Annotated in this window: 17 protein-coding genes; 15 read left to right on the top strand and 2 right to left on the bottom strand. The window is 67.9% G+C overall.

Translation table 11 applies throughout. The features are described 5' to 3' along the window. Positions 1-6 precede the first annotated feature (6 nt). Positions 7-1,020, bottom strand: a complete 1,014-nt coding sequence (locus ACPP3B_RS08880) for an HpcH/HpaI aldolase/citrate lyase family protein (protein WP_424858750.1) — start codon at positions 1,018-1,020, stop codon at positions 7-9. A gap of 27 nt (positions 1,021-1,047) precedes the next feature. Continuing rightward, a complete protein-coding gene (locus ACPP3B_RS08875; RefSeq protein ID WP_299020905.1) occupies positions 1,048-2,034 on the bottom strand; it encodes a malate dehydrogenase in 987 nt (328 codons plus the stop codon). A gap of 134 nt (positions 2,035-2,168) precedes the next feature. Between ACPP3B_RS08875 and ACPP3B_RS08870 the strand changes: the two genes are divergently transcribed. The 15 genes from ACPP3B_RS08870 (at position 2,169) to ACPP3B_RS08800 (ending at position 16,979) form a co-directional block, all read left to right on the top strand. Further along, a complete protein-coding gene (locus ACPP3B_RS08870) occupies positions 2,169-2,954 on the top strand; it encodes a GntR family transcriptional regulator (protein ID WP_424860172.1) in 786 nt (261 codons plus the stop codon). Between the two features lie 157 nt (positions 2,955-3,111). After that, positions 3,112-3,543: a succinate dehydrogenase, cytochrome b556 subunit gene (sdhC, locus tag ACPP3B_RS08865; RefSeq protein WP_299020911.1), complete on the top strand. Its 432-nt coding sequence runs from the start codon at positions 3,112-3,114 to the stop codon at positions 3,541-3,543. Between the two features lie 23 nt (positions 3,544-3,566). Beyond that, on the top strand, positions 3,567-3,932 hold the full coding sequence (gene sdhD / locus ACPP3B_RS08860; RefSeq protein WP_314227338.1) for a succinate dehydrogenase, hydrophobic membrane anchor protein: 366 nt from the start codon (positions 3,567-3,569) through the stop codon (positions 3,930-3,932). A gap of 3 nt (positions 3,933-3,935) precedes the next feature. Next, a complete protein-coding gene (sdhA, locus tag ACPP3B_RS08855; protein ID WP_299018834.1) occupies positions 3,936-5,741 on the top strand; it encodes a succinate dehydrogenase flavoprotein subunit in 1,806 nt (601 codons plus the stop codon). A gap of 26 nt (positions 5,742-5,767) precedes the next feature. Beyond that, positions 5,768-6,469: a succinate dehydrogenase iron-sulfur subunit gene (locus ACPP3B_RS08850; RefSeq protein WP_424858749.1), complete on the top strand. Its 702-nt coding sequence runs from the start codon at positions 5,768-5,770 to the stop codon at positions 6,467-6,469. 33 nt (positions 6,470-6,502) lie between these two features. After that, positions 6,503-6,811 carry a succinate dehydrogenase assembly factor 2 gene (locus ACPP3B_RS08845; RefSeq protein WP_299018847.1) on the top strand — a complete coding sequence of 103 codons (309 nt, stop codon included), beginning with the start codon at positions 6,503-6,505 and terminating at the stop codon, positions 6,809-6,811. 20 nt (positions 6,812-6,831) lie between these two features. Next, positions 6,832-8,142: a citrate synthase gene (gene gltA / locus ACPP3B_RS08840; RefSeq protein WP_424858748.1), complete on the top strand. Its 1,311-nt coding sequence runs from the start codon at positions 6,832-6,834 to the stop codon at positions 8,140-8,142. Position 8,143: 1 nt separating this feature from the next. Next, complete coding sequence (gene leuC, locus ACPP3B_RS08835; protein ID WP_299018840.1) at positions 8,144-9,565, top strand: 3-isopropylmalate dehydratase large subunit; 1,422 nt, start codon at positions 8,144-8,146, stop codon at positions 9,563-9,565. Positions 9,566-9,596: 31 nt separating this feature from the next. Then, a complete protein-coding gene (locus tag ACPP3B_RS08830) occupies positions 9,597-9,725 on the top strand; it encodes an entericidin A/B family lipoprotein (protein ID WP_299018841.1) in 129 nt (42 codons plus the stop codon). Continuing rightward, positions 9,726-10,379 carry a 3-isopropylmalate dehydratase small subunit gene (gene leuD / locus ACPP3B_RS08825; protein WP_299018842.1) on the top strand — a complete coding sequence of 218 codons (654 nt, stop codon included), beginning with the start codon at positions 9,726-9,728 and terminating at the stop codon, positions 10,377-10,379. Between the two features lie 42 nt (positions 10,380-10,421). Continuing rightward, a complete protein-coding gene (gene leuB / locus ACPP3B_RS08820) occupies positions 10,422-11,507 on the top strand; it encodes a 3-isopropylmalate dehydrogenase (protein WP_424858747.1) in 1,086 nt (361 codons plus the stop codon). A 38-nt stretch (positions 11,508-11,545) separates the two neighbouring features. Beyond that, positions 11,546-12,664, top strand: a complete 1,119-nt coding sequence (asd, locus tag ACPP3B_RS08815; protein WP_299018844.1) for an aspartate-semialdehyde dehydrogenase — start codon at positions 11,546-11,548, stop codon at positions 12,662-12,664. A gap of 218 nt (positions 12,665-12,882) precedes the next feature. Then, positions 12,883-15,414 carry a FimV/HubP family polar landmark protein gene (locus ACPP3B_RS08810; protein WP_424858746.1) on the top strand — a complete coding sequence of 844 codons (2,532 nt, stop codon included), beginning with the start codon at positions 12,883-12,885 and terminating at the stop codon, positions 15,412-15,414. A gap of 39 nt (positions 15,415-15,453) precedes the next feature. Next, positions 15,454-16,242 (top strand): tRNA pseudouridine(38-40) synthase TruA, encoded by a 789-nt coding sequence (gene truA, locus ACPP3B_RS08805; RefSeq protein ID WP_299018848.1) that lies wholly within the window; start codon positions 15,454-15,456, stop codon positions 16,240-16,242. Then, positions 16,227-16,979, top strand: coding sequence for a phosphoribosylanthranilate isomerase (locus ACPP3B_RS08800; RefSeq protein ID WP_424860171.1), 753 nt, complete (start codon positions 16,227-16,229; stop codon positions 16,977-16,979). Before truA ends, ACPP3B_RS08800 begins: the two co-directional genes overlap by 16 nt. Positions 16,980-17,019 lie beyond the last annotated feature (40 nt).

Here is a 17,019-nt window from a genome sequence, read left to right as displayed (position 1 = left end):
AAGGTGTCAAGAAAAGTAGCCGCGCACCGACTCGGGCAGCGGCACGCCGGTGGCGTGGGCGCGCTCGAGCACCTGCCAAAAGTAACGGAAAGACGCGCGGTCGTGCAAATGCCCTTGATGCGATATCGGCGCCCAGTCGGCCGCCGCCGCCTGCTCGATGATCTCGGCCGCGGTGGCGACCGCTTGCTCGCTGGGCTGGAAGGCCTGCACGATGGGCTCGATCTGGTCGGGGTGGATGCTCCACATGCGGGTGTAGCCGAACTCGCGCGCCGCGCGCCGCGCCGCCTCGCGCACCGCGTCGCGGTCGCGAAACTCGGTCACCACGCAGTGCGACGGCACCTTGCCGTGCGCATGCGCGGCGCTGGCGATCTCGAGCTTGGCCCGCCGCACCAGCGGGTGCTCGAACTGCCCGGGCAGCGCCATCGCCTCGGCTGGGATGGCCCCGCCATGCGCCGAGACGAAGTCCATCAACCCGAAGCTCAGCGACACGACGCGCGGGTGTGCCGCGATGTCGAACGCCCGATGCACGGCCGCGGGCGACTCGATGAGCACGTGCAGCGCCAGCGCGGGCGCGCCCGCAGCGTCCAGCGCGGCCGCGGCGCGCTGGACGTCGGCCACCGACTCGACCTTGGGGCACATCACGTGCGTGAGCCGATCCCCCACGGCACCGACGATGGTCGCCACGTCTGCCTCGAAGGCCGGATGATCCACCGGGTGCACCCGCACGCCGACGCGCGGCCGCACCGGGGCCGACCAGTCCAACCCCTGCACCAGCGCCACCACCAGCGCCGCGTGCTCGGCTTCGCCGCCCACCGGCGCGCCGTCCTCGCAATCCAGCGTCACGTCGAACGGGCACGCGCCGCGCTCGGCAGCCCACTGCGCCTGCAGCGCCAGGCTCTTGCGCATGCGCGCCTCGACCCCGGCGTAGTGATCGCACACGGGCAACGCCACCGCCCCCGCCTGCGCCCCCAGCAGCACGTCGCGCGGGTGCGGTGCTTTCGTGGCTCGGGCGTGGGTCATGGGGCGGCTGCGCATGCAGTGGAGGGGTCAGATCAGGTGCGCGACACCCTGGCGCTCTTCCTCCAGCTCGGCCAGGGTCTTGTTCAGGCACTGCTGGCTGAACTCGTCGATGGGCAGGCCCTCGACGACGGTGTATTCACCGTTGGCGCAGGTGACGGGGAAGCCGAACATGACCTCCTTCGGGATGCCATACCAGCCCTGCGACGGGATGCCCATGGTCACCCACTTGCCGTTGGTGCCCAGCGCCCAGTCGCGCATGTGGTCGATGGCGGCGTTGGCCGCCGACGCGGCCGACGACAGGCCGCGCGCCTCGATGATGGCCGCGCCGCGCTTGCCAACAGTGGGCAGGAACACGTTGCGGTTCCAATCCTCATCGTTGATCATGTCCTTGACCGACTGCCCCTCGATGGTGGCGAAGCGGTAGTCAGCGTACATGGTGGGCGAGTGGTTGCCCCAGACGCACAGCTTTTCGATGCTGGAGACCGGTTTGCCGGTCTTGGCTGCGATCTGCGACAGCGCCCGGTTGTGGTCCAGGCGCAGCATGGCGGTGAAGTTCTTGGCCGGCAGATCGGGGGCCGACTTCATAGCGATGTAGGCGTTGGTGTTGGCCGGGTTGCCCACCACCAGCACCTTGACGTTGCGGCTGGCCGACTCGTTGAGCGCGCGCCCCTGGGCGGTGAAGATTTGCGCGTTGGCCGACAGCAGGTCCTTGCGCTCCATGCCGGGGCCGCGCGGACGCGCGCCCACCAGCAGCGCGTAGTCGGTGTCCTTGAACGCGGTGCGCGCATCGCTGTGCGCCTCCATGCCGGCCAGCAGCGGGAACGCGCAGTCCTCCAGCTCCATCATCACGCCTTTGAGGGCCTTTTGGGCCTTCTCGTCCGGGATCTCCAGCAGCTGCAGGATGACCGGCTGGTCCTTGCCAAGCATCTCGCCAGAGGCGATGCGAAACAGCAGGGCGTAACCGATTTGGCCGGCAGCACCGGTGACGGCGACGCGGACGGGCTTTTTGCTCATGGGGTTCTCCATAGGGGGAAGTGACGAGGAATAGGCCCGAGTGTACTCTGGTAAACCCGCAGCGTCAATTTGTCTTATGTCTTATATAAGATATGATTGCATCCATGAAACCCGATGGTCAGACCGTCAAGCCCATGGCGCCACCCGCCCCTGCGGAGGGTGCGTCCGCTGCTGCACCACTGGCCACATCACCCACGCCGGCGTTCAGCCCGCTCTACCAGCAAATCAAGGCGCTGATCCTGCAGAGCCTGCAAGCCGGCGAATGGAAACCGGGTGACCTCATCCCCAGCGAGGTCGAGCTCGCCACGCGCTTCAAGGTCAGCCAAGGCACGGTGCGCAAGGCGATCGACGAGCTGGCGGCAGACAACCTGCTGCTGCGCCGCCAGGGCAAGGGCACGTTCGTGGCCACCCATGCTGAGCAGCACATCCAGTACCGCTTTTTGCGCTTGCACCCCGATGAGGGCACGGTCGAGAGCGTTGGCCCCGCCACGCGCGACATACTCGGCTGCCGCCGCGTGCGCGCCAACGCCGAGGTAGCGGCGGCGTTGCAGCTACGCAGCGGCGACCCCGTCGTCCAAGTCAGCCGCGTGCTGTCGTTTCAGGGCACCCCCACCATCCTCGAGGATCTGTGGCTGCCGGGCACCGCTTTCCGTGGCCTGACCCTGGAGACCCTGGTCGCCCACGCCGGCCCCATGTACGCCTTGTTCGAGACCCAATTCGGCGTGCGCATGGTGCGCGCCGAAGAACGCATCAAAGCCGTCGCCGCCAGCGACACCGCGGCCGAGCGCTTGCAGGTCGCGCCTGGCACCCCGCTGCTGAGCGTGGAGCGGCTGGCCTACACCTACAACGGCGTGCCGATGGAGCTGCGCCGAGGCCTGTACCGAACCGACCGACACCACTACCGCAACGAGCTCAGCTGAGCAACCCCCAACCCCAAAGACCCTGATCGATGCTGCATTGCAATAGAATGTGACAGTTCCTCGTCAGTGATCGGATCCATCATCGAGCACTCGCCGCCCGCCCACGGCCATCACGGCGGCGACGGTGGAACCCCAAGACTCCCAGGAGAACCCCCCCATGACGCCCCTGCGCACTGCACGGCCCGAGTTCCGCAACATCAACGCCTTCAAGGACCTCACGACCTACCGACTCCCGGCCGCGGGCTGGGTGTCGATCCTGCACCGCGTCAGCGGCGCGCTGATGTTCCTGCTGCTGCCGTTCGTGGTCTGGATGATGGACACCTCGCTGTCGTCCGAGCTGTCGTACGGCACGTTCACGGCCGCCTTCGCGGCGGGGATCGGCTTCGTGCCCGGCTGGTTCGTCAAGCTGGTCGCGCTGGCCCTGATCTGGGCCTACCTGCACCACTTCTGCGCCGGTGTACGCCACCTCATCATGGACGCCACCCACAAGGTGGACAAAGCCTACGGCCGCTCCTCGGCCATCGTCACGCTGGTGCTCAGCCTGGGCCTGACGGCCATCCTCGGCGCCAAGCTGTTCGGCCTGTACTGATCGTTTTCGACGGAGTAATCACAATGGCAGTCAACTACGGCTCCAAGCGCGTCGTCACCGGCGCCCACTACGGCCTGCGCGATTGGCTCGTGCAGCGCGCTACGGCGGTGCTGATGGCGCTCTTTACGGTCATCCTGCTGGCGCAAGTCATCTTCACCCCCGGCCCCATCGGTTACGAGGCATGGGCGGGCATCTTCGCCGCGCCGTGGATGAAATTCCTCACCTTCTCGGTGGTGGTGGCCCTGGCCTGGCACGCCTGGATTGGCGTGCGCGACATCTGGATGGACTACATCAAACCCGTGGGCCTGCGTCTGGCCCTGCATGGGTTGACCCTCGTCTGGCTGGTCGGTTGCACGGGCTGGGCGTTTCAAGTGCTCTGGAGGCTGTAAGCCATGACCCTGACCGCAAACCTTCCCCGTCGGCGCTTCGACGTCATCATCGTCGGCGCTGGTGGCTCCGGCATGCGCGCTTCGCTGCAACTGGCGCGCGCCGGCCTCAACGTCGCCGTGCTGTCCAAGGTGTTCCCGACCCGCTCGCACACCGTGGCCGCGCAAGGCGGCATCGGTGCCTCGCTGGGCAACATGTCCGAAGACAACTGGCACTACCACTTCTACGACACGGTCAAGGGCTCGGACTGGCTCGGTGACCAGGACGCGATCGAGTTCATGTGCCGCGAAGCGCCCAAGGTGGTGTACGAGCTCGAGCACATGGGCATGCCGTTCGACCGCAACCCCGACGGCACCATCTACCAGCGCCCGTTCGGCGGCCACACCGCCAACTATGGCGAAAAGCCCGTGCAGCGCGCCTGTGCCGCGGCCGACCGCACCGGCCACGCCATGCTGCACACGCTGTACCAGCAAAACGTCGCCGCGCGCACCACGTTCTTCGTCGAATGGATGGCGCTCGACTTGATCCGTGACGCCGACGGCGACGTCATCGGCGTGACCGCGCTGGAGATGGAGACGGGCGACGTCTACATCCTGGAAGCCAAGGCCACGCTGCTGGCCACGGGCGGCGCCGGGCGCATCTATGCGGCCAGCACCAACGCCTTCATCAACACCGGCGACGGCCTGGGCATGGCCGCGCGCGCCGGCATCCCGTTGCAGGACATGGAATTCTGGCAGTTCCACCCGACCGGCGTGGCCGGCGCCGGTGTGCTGCTGACCGAGGGCTGCCGCGGTGAAGGCGCCATCCTGCTCAACAGCAACGGCGAGCGCTTCATGGAACGCTACGCCCCCACGCTCAAAGACCTGGCGCCGCGCGACTTCGTCAGCCGCTGCATGGACCAAGAGATCAAGGAAGGACGCGGCTGCGGGCCAAACAAGGACTACATCCTGCTCAAGCTCGACCACCTGGGCCCGGAGACCATCCACAAGCGCCTGCCGTCGGTGTACGAAATCGGCATCAACTTCGCCAATGTTGACATCACGAAGGAGCCGATCCCCGTCGTGCCCACCATCCACTACCAGATGGGTGGCATCCCGACCAACATCAACGGTCAGGTCGTGGTACCGGACGGCAACGGTGGCCAAAAGGTCGTCAACGGTCTGTACGCGGTGGGTGAGTGCTCGTGCGTGTCGGTGCACGGCGCCAACCGTCTGGGCACCAACTCGCTGCTGGACCTGCTGGTCTTTGGCCGCGCGGCGGGCAACCATATCGTCAGCCATCTGGACCGTGGGCGCGAGCACAAGCCGCTGCCCAAGGATGCCGCCGACCGCACGCTGGAGCGCCTGAGCCGCCTGGAATCGCGCACCGACGGCGAGTACGCACAGTCCGTGGCCAACGACATCCGCCAGACCATGCAGCAGCACGCGGGCGTCTTCCGTACCCAAGCCAGCATGGACGAAGGCGTGCGCAAGATCAACGCGCTGCGCGAACGTGTCGCTGCCATCGGGCTCAAGGACAAGTCCAAGGTATTCAACACCGCGCGCATCGAAGCGCTGGAGGTGGAAAACCTGATCGAGGCCGCGCAAGCCACCATGACCTCGGCCGCCGCGCGCAAAGAATGCCGCGGCGCGCACACGGTCAAGGACTACGAGCGCGGCCCCGATGACCCCGAATGCCCGCTGGGCCGCAATGACAAAGAGTGGATGAAGCACACCCTGTGGTGGAGCGAGACCAACAGCCTGACCTACAAGCCGGTCAACCTCAAGCCGTTGACGGTCGAGTCCATCCCGCCCAAGGTCCGCACGTTCTGACGCCGCTTTGCCCGGAGGATCCCACCATGGCCAAACGCACCTTCAAGATCTACCGCTACGACCCGGACAAAGACGCCAAGCCCTACATGCAGACGCTCGAGGTCGAGCTGACCACCGAGCGCATGCTGCTCGACGCGCTGATCAAGCTCAAGGAGCTCGACCCGACGCTGTCGTTTCGCCGCTCGTGCCGCGAGGGCGTCTGCGGCTCGGACGCGATGAACATCAACGGCAAGAACGGGCTGGCGTGCCTGACCAACCTGCGCACGCTGCCCGACACCATCGTGCTCAAGCCGCTGCCCGGGTTGCCCGTGGTGCGCGACCTGATCGTGGACATGACGCTGTTTTTCAAGCAGTACCACTCGATCAAGCCGTACCTGATCAACGAGACGCAACCGCCCGAAAAGGAGCGCCTGCAGTCGCCCGAGGAGCGTGAGGAACTCAACGGCCTGTACGAGTGCATCCTGTGCGCGAGCTGCAGCACCTCGTGCCCCAGCTTTTGGTGGAACCCGGACAAGTTTGTTGGCCCGGCTGGCTTGCTGCAAGCGTACCGCTTCATCGCGGACAGCCGCGACCATGCCACCGCCGAGCGGCTGGACAACCTGGAAGACCCGTACCGGCTGTTCCGCTGCCACACCATCATGAACTGCGTCGATGTCTGCCCCAAGGGACTCAACCCGACCAAGGCCATCGGCAAGATCAAGGAATTGATGGTGCGTCGCGCCGTCTGACGGCCCGCTGCCCTGTCCTGCCCCACCGTGACCATGGACGACGGCGACCGGCTCGACGAACACCAGCTCGGCAAGCTGCGCTGGCGCTGCCGCCGTGGGCTGCTCGAAAACGATTTGTTCATCGAGCGCTTCTTCGCGCGCCATGGTGCCACGCTCACGGCACGCCAGGCGCGCGGGCTGCAAGCGTTGATGGACTTGAGTGATAACGACCTGCTCGACCTGCTGCTGCGCCGCCGCGAGCCCGACGGCGCGCTGGCCTGTCCGGAAGTCATCGAGGTGCTGGCGCTGCTGCGCACGCCGCCGCGCGCCGACGCGCCGCCTCCGGCGTCTTTCGCCCCCTAGACCCCCAAGGACCCCCGCGTATGAAACTCCAAGCCCATAAAGCCACGCTGTCGTTCTCCAATGGCGCGCCCAGCGTCGAGTTGCCGATCTACTCCGGCACCATCGGCCCGGATGTGATCGACATTCGCAAGCTTTACGCCCAGACGGGGATGTTCACCTACGACCCGGGGTTCCTGTCCACGGCGTCGTGCCAGTCGGCCATCACCTACATCGACGGCGACAAGGGTGAACTGCTCTACCGCGGCTACCCGATCGAGCAGCTGGCCACCCAGTGTGACTATCTGGAAACCTGCTACCTGCTGCTGTACGGCGAGCTGCCCAATACCGCGCAGAAAGCCGACTTCACGCGCCGCGTCACGCTGCACACCATGGTGCACGAGCAGATGCAGTTCTTCTTGCGCGGCTTCCGGCGCGATGCGCACCCGATGGCGGTGCTCACCGGCTTGGTGGGCGCGATGTCGGCCTTCTACCACGACAGCACCGACATCAACAACCCCGAGCACCGGGAAATCGCGGCCATCCGTCTGATCGCCAAGATGCCCACGCTGGTGGCCATGGCCTACAAATACGGCATCGGCCAGCCCTTCATCTACCCGCGCAACGATCTGAGCTACGCCGGCAACTTCCTGCGCATGATGTTTGGCACCCCGTGCGAGGAGTACCGCGTCAGCCCCGTGCTCGAGCGCGCGATGGATCGCATCTTCATCCTGCACGCGGACCACGAGCAAAACGCCTCGACCTCGACCGTGCGCCTGTGTGGCAGCTCGGGCACCAACCCGTTTGCGGCCATCGCCGCCGGCGTGGCCTGCCTGTGGGGCCCCGCGCACGGGGGCGCCAACGAGGCGTGCCTGAATATGCTGGAAGAAATCCAGGCCATGGGCGGCGTGGACAAGATCGGCGAATTCATCGCCAAGGTCAAGGACAAGAACTCGGGCGTGCGCCTGATGGGCTTTGGCCACCGCGTCTACAAGAACTACGACCCGCGCGCCAAGCTGATGCAGGAAACCTGCAACGAGGTGCTGGGCGAGCTGGGGCTGGAGAACGACCCGCTGTTCAAACTGGCCAAGACGCTGGAGCGAATCGCGCTGGAGGACGACTACTTCGTGCAGCGCAAGCTGTACCCCAACGTCGACTTCTACTCGGGCATCGTGCAGCGCGCCATCGGCATCCCGGTCAATCTGTTCACCGGTATCTTCGCGCTGGCGCGCACCGTGGGCTGGATCGCCCAGCTCAACGAGATGATTTCCGATCCGGAGTATAAGATTGGGCGTCCGCGACAACTCTTTACTGGCTCGCCCAAGCGCGACGTCAAGCCCATCGACCAACGCTGATATGGGTCGCACGCTCTACGATAAGATCTGGGACGAACACGTCGTCCACACCGAGGAGGATGGCACCGCCATCCTCTACATCGACCGCCACCTGGTGCACGAGGTGACCAGCCCGCAGGCCTTCGAGGGCCTGCGCGTGGCGGGTCGCAAGCCGTGGCGGGTGTCGTCCATCGTCGCCACCGCCGACCACAACACCCCCACCACGGGATGGGAGCGCGGCTACGACGGCATCACGGACCCGATCAGCCGCGAGCAAATCGTCACGCTCGACGCCAATATCCGGGAGTTCGGCGCGGCGGCGTACTTTCCGTTCCTGAGCAAGCGCCAGGGCATCGTGCACGTCATCGGCCCGGAAAACGGCGCCACGTTGCCAGGCATGACGGTGGTTTGCGGCGACAGCCACACCAGCACGCATGGCGCTTTCGGTGCGCTGGCGCATGGGATCGGCACGTCCGAAGTCGAACACGTGTTGGCCACGCAAACGCTGCTGGCCAAGAAGGCCAAAAACATGCTCATCCGCGTGGAGGGCGAGCTGCCGCGCGGCTGCACCGCCAAGGACATCGTGCTGGCCATCATCGGCCGCATTGGCACGGCCGGCGGCACCGGCTACACCATCGAGTTCGCCGGCAGCGCCATCCGCGCGCTCTCGATGGAAGGTCGCATGACCGTGTGCAACATGGCCATCGAGGCCGGTGCGCGCGCCGGGCTGGTGGCGGTGGACGACAAGACCATCGAATACGTGCGCGGCCGGCCCATGGCACCGACGGGTGTGGAGTGGGACCAGGCCGTGGCCTACTGGCGCACGCTGCACTCCGACCCGGATGCACACTGGGACGCGGTGGTCGAACTCGACGCCAGCCAGATCCTGCCGCAGGTTACCTGGGGCACGTCACCCGAGATGGTGCTGCCCGTCACCGAGCGCGTGCCCGACCCGGACAAAGAAAAAGACCCGGTCAAGCGCGCCGCCATGGAGCGCGCCCTCCAGTACATGGGGCTGCAGCCCGGCAAACCGCTGACCGACATCACGGTCGACAAAGTATTCATCGGCTCGTGCACCAACAGCCGCATCGAAGACATCCGCGAAGCCGCCGCCGTGGTGCGCAAGCTGGGCCAGCGCGTGGCGCGCAATGTCAAGCTCGCCATGGTGGTGCCGGGCTCGGGCCTCGTCAAAGAGCAAGCCGAGCGCGAAGGGCTCCACGAAATCTTTCGGGCTGCTGGCTTCGAGTGGCGCGAGCCCGGCTGCTCGATGTGTCTGGCGATGAACGCCGACCGGCTCGAACCCGGTGAGCGCTGCGCCAGCACCAGCAACCGCAACTTCGAAGGCCGCCAGGGTGCCGGCGGGCGCACGCATCTGGTCAGCCCGGCAATGGCCGCCGCCGCGGCCATCCACGGCCATTTCGTCGATATACGGTCCTTTGCCTGACGTTGTCATGTCGTCGTTCACGGAGACTGCCATGAACCGCGTTCTTTGCTGCACCCTCGCTGCACTCGGCCTGCTGCTGGCGGGCTGCAACACCGTGGCTGGCTTGGGCAAGGACATCCAGAAAGGAGGCCAAGTCCTGCAGGACGCGGCCAAGAAATAAATGGAACGCTTCACCGTGCACCGGGGGATCGTCGCCCCGATCGACCGCGAAAACGTCGACACCGACGCCATCATCCCCAAACAATTCCTGAAGTCGATCCGACGCACCGGCTTTGGCCCCAACCTGTTCGACGAGTGGCGTTACCTGGACCAGCCCGGACAGCCCGGCGTACCCGAGAGCCAGCGGCGGCCCAACCCCGACTTCGTGCTCAACCAGCCGCGCTACCAGGGCGCCTCGATTTTGCTGGCGCGCAAGAACTTCGGCTGCGGCTCTAGCCGCGAGCACGCGCCGTGGGCCATCCAGCAGTACGGGTTTCGCGCGCTGATCGCCCCGAGCTTTGCCGACATCTTTTTCAACAACTGCTTCAAAAACGGGCTGCTGCCGATCGTGCTGCCGGAGCCGGTGGTCGATACGCTCTTTCATGAGGTGTACGCCTTCCCCGGCTATGAGCTCACGATCGATCTCGAACGCCAGGTGGTGGTCAAACCCGACGGCAGCGAAATCGCGTTCGAGGTGCAGCCGTTTCGCAAGTACTGCCTGCTCAACGGACTCGACGATATCGGCCTGACGCTGCGCCACGCGGACAAGATCCGCGCCTTCGAGGCCGAGCGCCTGGCGCGCTACCCTTGGTTGGCACGCACCTTTGCGGGCTGAGCCGCTGCCTGGCCCCACTCCTTTCGTTGATCGGTTTGCCCCATGAAGATTGCCATTTTGCCCGGTGACGGCATCGGCCCCGAGATCATCGCCGAAGCGGTCAAGGTCCTGCGCGCGCTGGCGCTGCCGCTGGAGATGGAAACCGCCCCCGTGGGCGGTGCCGCCTATGCCGAGAGTGGCCACCCGCTGCCCGAGGCCACGCTGCGCCTAGCACAGCAGGCCGACGCCGTGCTGTTTGGCGCCGTGGGCGACTGGAAATACGACGATCTGCCGCGGCCGTTGCGCCCCGAACAAGCCATCCTGGGCTTGCGCAAGCACCTGGGGCTGTTTGCCAACCTGCGGCCGGCCATCTGCTACCCCGAGCTCACGCACGCCTCCAGCCTCAAGCCCGAACTGGTCGCGGGGCTCGACATCCTGATCGTGCGCGAACTCACGGGCGACATTTACTTCGGTCAGCCGCGCGGGCGGCGCACGGCGCCGGACGGCCCGTTTGCGGGCGCCGACGAGGCCTTCGACACCATGCGCTACAGCCGTCCCGAGATCGAGCGCATCGCGCGCGTGGCGTTCGAAGCGGCGCGCCGGCGCCACGGCGGCCGCGGCGGCAAGGTGACCAGCGTGGACAAGGCCAACGTGCTGGAAACCTTCCAGTTCTGGAAGGAAGTCGTCACCGACGTGCACCACGACTACCCCGACGTGACGCTGGAACACCTGTACGTGGACAATGCCGCCATGCAGCTCGTCAAGGCGCCCAAGGCGTTCGACGTCATCGTCACGGGCAACATGTTCGGCGACATCCTGTCGGACGAGGCGGCCATGCTGACCGGCTCGATCGGCATGCTGCCCTCGGCCAGCCTGAACGAACACGGCCGCGGTCTGTACGAACCCAGCCATGGCAGCGCCCCCGACATCGCGGGCAAAGGCATCGCCAACCCGCTGGCCACCATCTTGTCGGCAGCGATGATGCTGCGCTACTCGCTCGGGCAGCCCGAAGCCGCCACGCGCATCGAGGCTGCGGTGCAGCGCGTGCTGGCCGACGGCCTGCGCACGCCCGACATCCACAGCGCCGGCACCACACGCGTGGGCACCGCCGAGATGGGCGACGCGGTGGTGCGCGCGCTGCTGACATAGACCGGTTTTTCTCCTTCATCCCCCAAAAGGCACACGCAATGAGCACTGTTGGCAATCGGGTCGGCCTCGTCGGCTGGCGCGGCATGGTCGGCTCGGTCTTGATGGACCGCATGGTCGCCGAGGGCGACTTCGACCTCATCGAGCCGGTTTTCTTCTCCACTTCCAACGCGGGCGGTGCCGCCCCCGCGCAGGCCAAGGCCCACCGCACGCTGCAAGATGCGCACGACATCGAGGCGCTGTCGCGCTGCGACATCATCCTCACCTGCCAGGGCGGCGACTACACCAAGGACGTCTTTCCGCGCCTGCGCGCCGCCGGCTGGCAGGGGCACTGGATCGACGCGGCCAGCGCGCTGCGCATGGAGCCCGACGCCGTCATCGTGCTCGACCCGGTCAACGACCATGTGATCCGCCGCGCGCTGGCCAATGGCGGCAAGAACTGGATCGGCGGTAACTGCACCAACTCGATCCTGCTCATGGGCCTCAACGGCCTGTTCCGCGAAGACCTGGTCGAGTGGGTCAGCTCCATGACCTATCAGGCCGCCAGCGGCGCCGGCGCCAACAACATGCGCGAGCTGCTGCAAGGCATGGGCGTCATCCATGCCGCGGTGGCCGACGATCTGGCCAACCCGGCGTCGGCCATTCTGGACATCGACCGCAAGGTGGCGAAAGCCATCCGCGAGGACGTGCCAACCGAATACTTTGGCGCGCCGCTGGCAGGCAGCCTCATTCCCTGGATCGACGTGCAACTGCCCAACGGCCAGTCGAAGGAAGAATGGAAAGGCCAGGCCGAAGTCAACAAGATCTTGGGCACCACGCAGACGATCCCCGTCGACGGCCTGTGCGTGCGCATCGGGGCCATGCGCTGTCACAGCCTGGCGCTGACCCTCAAGCTCAAGCTCGACGTGCCGCTGGATGAACTCGAGACCATCATCCGCAGCGGTAACCCGTGGGTCAAGTGGGTGCCCAACGAGCGCGCCATCACCGTGCGCGAGCTCACCCCCGCGTCCATCACGGGCACGCTGCAGGTGGGCGTGGGCCGGGTGCGCAAGCTCAACATGGGCCCCGAGTACGTCTCGGCCTTCGTGATCGGCGACCAACTGCTGTGGGGCGCGGCCGAGCCGCTGCGCCGCATGCTGCGCATCCTGCTGCGCGCGTGAGGCGCGCATTCGCGGTCTGACGGCGGTATAGTCGGGTCTGAAGCACCAAACGTGCCGGCGCTGGCCGCGCAGCGTTGTACCGCTGCAACGCGCGGCGGGCCGTCACGCGATAGATGGCATCCGGCGGCGTGCTCGGCAACACGTGAGCTTGTCGCGGTAACGCATTGATGCTATGGTGTTTCGACGTCATCGACCCGATGCCTGAAAAAAGGACCTCTGTGCCGAACCTCCGCCCGCCTCTGCGCTCGCTGCCGCCCGCGCCCGACGGCGCCATCGACCGCCCCCACCGCGGGGGAGTGCGGCCATGGCGTGGCGTGGCCATCGCGGCGGCGTTGTCTTGCGCCTTGGCTGGCAACGCCTGGGCGCTGGCATTGGGGCGGGTGTCGGTGCAATCGCTGCTGGGTGAGCCCCTGCGTGCCGAGATCGACGTGCCAGGGCTCACCGACGCCGAGGCGGCCAGCCTGCAAATCGGGCTGGCACCGCCCGAGCGTTTTCGCGCGGCCAATCTGGACTTCAACCCCCTGCTGCAGGACGTGTCGCTGACGCTGGAGCGCCGCCCCGACGGGCGCGCCGTGATCGTCTTGCGCAGCAACCGCCCGGTGGCCGAGCCGTTCCTGGACGTGGTGGTGCAAGCCCGCTGGGCGGGCGGTGAGCTGCTGCGCGGCTATACGCTGTTGTTCGACCCGCCGAACTTGCGCCCTGTGGCGCCGGTGGCGCCCGCCGTCAGCGCCCCCCCAGCAGTGCCCGCCGTTCCCGCCAGCCCGCCTGCCCCGCTGGTGACCGACGTGCGGCCCGCGCAGCCGGTGCCGGCAGCCGTCCCCTCCCCCCGCGCGGCCGTGGCGGGTGCCCCTGGCGAGCGGACGCAGCGCATCACCGTGCGGCCCGGCGACACCGCCGGCCGCATCGCCGCCGCACACAAGCCCGCCGACGTCACGTTGGAGCAGATGCTGGTCGCGCTGCTGCGCGCCAACCCCAACGCCTTCATCCGCGGCAACGTCCACTTGCTGCGCGCAGGGGCTGTCATCGACCTACCCGAGGGCGCCAGCGCCGCTCCGGTCGATGCGCAGGAGGCTCGCCGCATCGTGGCCGCGCAAACGCGCGACTTCAACGAATACCGGCGCCGACTGGCCCAGGCCGCACCTGCACAGGAGGCGCCCGCGGCCACCCGCACCGCCACCGGCGGCGTGCAGGCCGCCGTGGCCGAAGACAAACCCCAAGCCAGCGCACAGGATCGCCTCACGCTGAGCAAGCCCGGTGCCACCGCCCCCGCCGAGGCGCGCATCGCCCAGGAGCGCCAGCGCAACGAAAGCGAGCAACGCGTCGCCGAACTCAACCGCAACCTGCAGGAACTAGAGCAACTGCGGCAAGCGGCCGCCGCACCGACACCAGCGCCCGAAGCGGCACCCGCGGCCCCGCCTGCCGCGGCGCCTGTGGCGGCTGCGCCTGGCCTGGAGGTGGCGGCCACCCCCCCCGCGGCTGCCGCACCCAGCGCACCCGCCGAGCCGGCAGCGGCTCCTGCCCCTGTCCCGGAGCCGGCGGCACCCGCGGCCCCGCCCGCACCTCCACCGGCACCCGCGCCGGCCCCCGAACCGTCGGCGCTGACGGCGCTGCTTGGCCATCCGCTCGTCATCCCTGCCGCCGGGGGAGTGGCGGTGCTGCTGGCGGTGCTCGCGTGGTGGCGTCTGCGGCAACGCCGGCGCAATGCCGAGCCAGCAGCGGCGAAGGAACCCGACATCGACGCCGTTGGCCAGACCGTGGACACCGACGAACCGGCGCCGGCATCGTCGATGATGTATTCGCCCAGCCAGCTCGATGCCGGTGGCGACGTGGATCCGGTGGCCGAGGCAGACGTCTATCTGGCCTACGGTCGTGAACAACAGGCCGAGGAGATCCTGCTGGAGGCGTTGCGCCTGCACCCGGACCGCCTGCCCGTGCGACTCAAGCTGCTGGAAATCTACGCCCAGCGGCCCGACGCGGCCCGCTTCGAAGCCGCGGCACGCGAGCTGCACGCCCTCACCCAAGGCCAGGGGCCGGAATGGGCACGAGCCTGCGAGCTCGGCCAGACCCTCGACCCCGACAACCCGCTGTACCGCCCAGCGACGGGTCAGGCGGGTGGGATGGCGGGCGCAGCCGCTGCGGCCATGGCCGCTGGCAGCGTAGCTGGCGCCAGCAATCTGCCCGAGCTCGACCTCTCCGCCGTGGCCGCCAGCGCGCCGTCCATGGCGGCAGACACGCCTGCCCCCCCCGCGGCCGAAGCGGCCGATCTCGACTTCGACCTCGACCTAACGACGGCCCTCGACGCCGCGCAGGCCCCAGCACCCGCCGCCGCGCCCACCCCGGCGGACGAGGGCCTCGACTTCGACTGGGATCTGCCCCCCGCCGATGGCACCGCACGCGCGGACGACCCCGCTGCGGCGGCGGCCGATGCGCCCAGTCTGCCGCCCGAGCTGGCCGAGTTGTCGCTCGATCTGCCGGGCGACGATTCCCCGGCCACTGCCGAGGGTGCACCCGCCCCGGCCGAGGCCAGCGAGACGGCCGAGGGCGACGTCCCCATCGACGACCTGTCCAGCCTGGAAGTCGCCGAAGACTTGGCCGAGGCCGACCCGCTGGAGACCAAACTGTCGCTGGCGCGAGAGTTCGAAGCCATCGGCGACATCGACGGCGCGCGCACGCTGGCCGAGGAGGTGGTGGCCGAAGCGACCGGCAAGCTACAGGAGCGCGCGCGCGCCTTCCTCGCCCAGTTGGCCTGAAACCCAGCCTGAGCGGCTGCGATGGCGACGGGTGCATCGATGCGCGTGGCGTTGGGTGTGAGCTACCTGGGCACCGCCTACCAGGGCTGGCAGAGCCAGCCCAGCGGCCAAACGGTGCAAGACCAGCTCGAGCGCGCGTTGTGCGCGTTTGCCGACGTGCCCGCGATCACCACGCTGTGCGCGGGCCGCACCGACGCCGGTGTGCACGGCCTCAACCAGGTGGTGCACTTCGATGCGCCGGTGCAGCGCCCCATGGCAGCCTGGGTGCGCGGCACCAACCGGTTTTTGCCGCCAGACATCGCGGTGCAGTGGGCGCGCGCGGTGCCCGCGACCTTTCACGCCCGCAACAGCGCCCGCGCGCGCCGCTACGCCTACGTACTGCTGGAGTCGCCCGTGCGGCCCAGCGTCGAGGCCGGGCGCGTCGGTTGGGTCTTTCGCCCGCTGGCACTGGCACCCATGCAGGCGGCGGCGCAACACCTCATCGGTCAGCACGATTTCAGCGCCTTTCGCGCCGCGCAGTGTCAGGCGCGCTCGCCCATCAAGCATGTGCAGCGACTCGACATCCGCCGCCGCGGGCCCTACTGGCGCTTCGACTTCGAGGCCGACGCCTTTTTGCACCACATGATCCGCAACATCATGGGCTGCCTGATCGCCATCGGCCATGGCCTGCGCCCGCCCGAGTGGATGGCCGCCGTGCGTGACGCCCGGCGGCGCGACATCGCCGCACCCACCTTCGCGCCCGATGGCCTGTACTTTTTGGGGCCGCGCTACGATGAGGCGCTCGGCCTGCCCGAACGGACGGCCGCGTTCGACTGGCTGCCGCTGTAGCTGGCGTTGCTCATCGTGCGCCTCGACATCGATCCTCCTTCCCCAGTCATCCCATGCGACGCACCCGCATCAAAATCTGTGGCCTCACGCGCGAGGCCGATGTCGAGCATGCCGCGGCTGCCGGTGCCGATGCCGTCGGCTTCGTGCTCTACCCCGGCAGTCCCCGCTGCGTGAGTGCCCGACGCGCGGGCGAGCTGGCGCGCAGACTGCCCCCCTTCGTCACGCCCGTGCTGCTGTTCGTCAACGCCAGCGCCGATGAGGTGCGCGCCGCGTTGGACGCCGTGCCGAGCGCGCTGCTGCAATTCCATGGCGACGAGTCCCCCGAGCAATGCGCGGCACTGGCGGGCGCACGCCCGTGGCTGCGCGCCGCGCGCGTGCCAGTGGGTGCTGGCGCCGCGGGCTTCGATCTCCTAGAATACGCCGATCGTTATTCCGCCGCGCAGGCCGTGCTGGTCGATGCCCACGTGCCCGGCTACGGCGGAGGCGGACACGCTTTCGACTGGACAGCCCTTCCGTGGTCAGACCCTCGACTCCACGCCGCCCATCGGGTCGTTTTGTCTGGTGGACTCACACCCGCAAATGTGACCGATGGCGTGCTTCTCGTACGCCCTTGGGGTGTTGACGTCTCCTCTGGCGTCGAAGCCGCCAAGGGCATCAAAGACCCGGCCCGGGTCGAGGCGTTCATCGCCGCGGTGCGCCGCGCCGACGCGATCCTGGCCGATTCCCCCGCCTCCTGACGCGCCCCGCCGTGCCTGGCACGCTGGCCGTCACCCTCCA

It is taken from the genome of Tepidimonas sp. HKU77, from assembly GCF_049728535.1.
Classification (GTDB): domain Bacteria; phylum Pseudomonadota; class Gammaproteobacteria; order Burkholderiales; family Burkholderiaceae_C; genus Tepidimonas.
The sequence above is the reverse complement of the archived record's forward strand: the minus strand, read 5'-3'. Positions and strand labels throughout refer to the sequence as shown.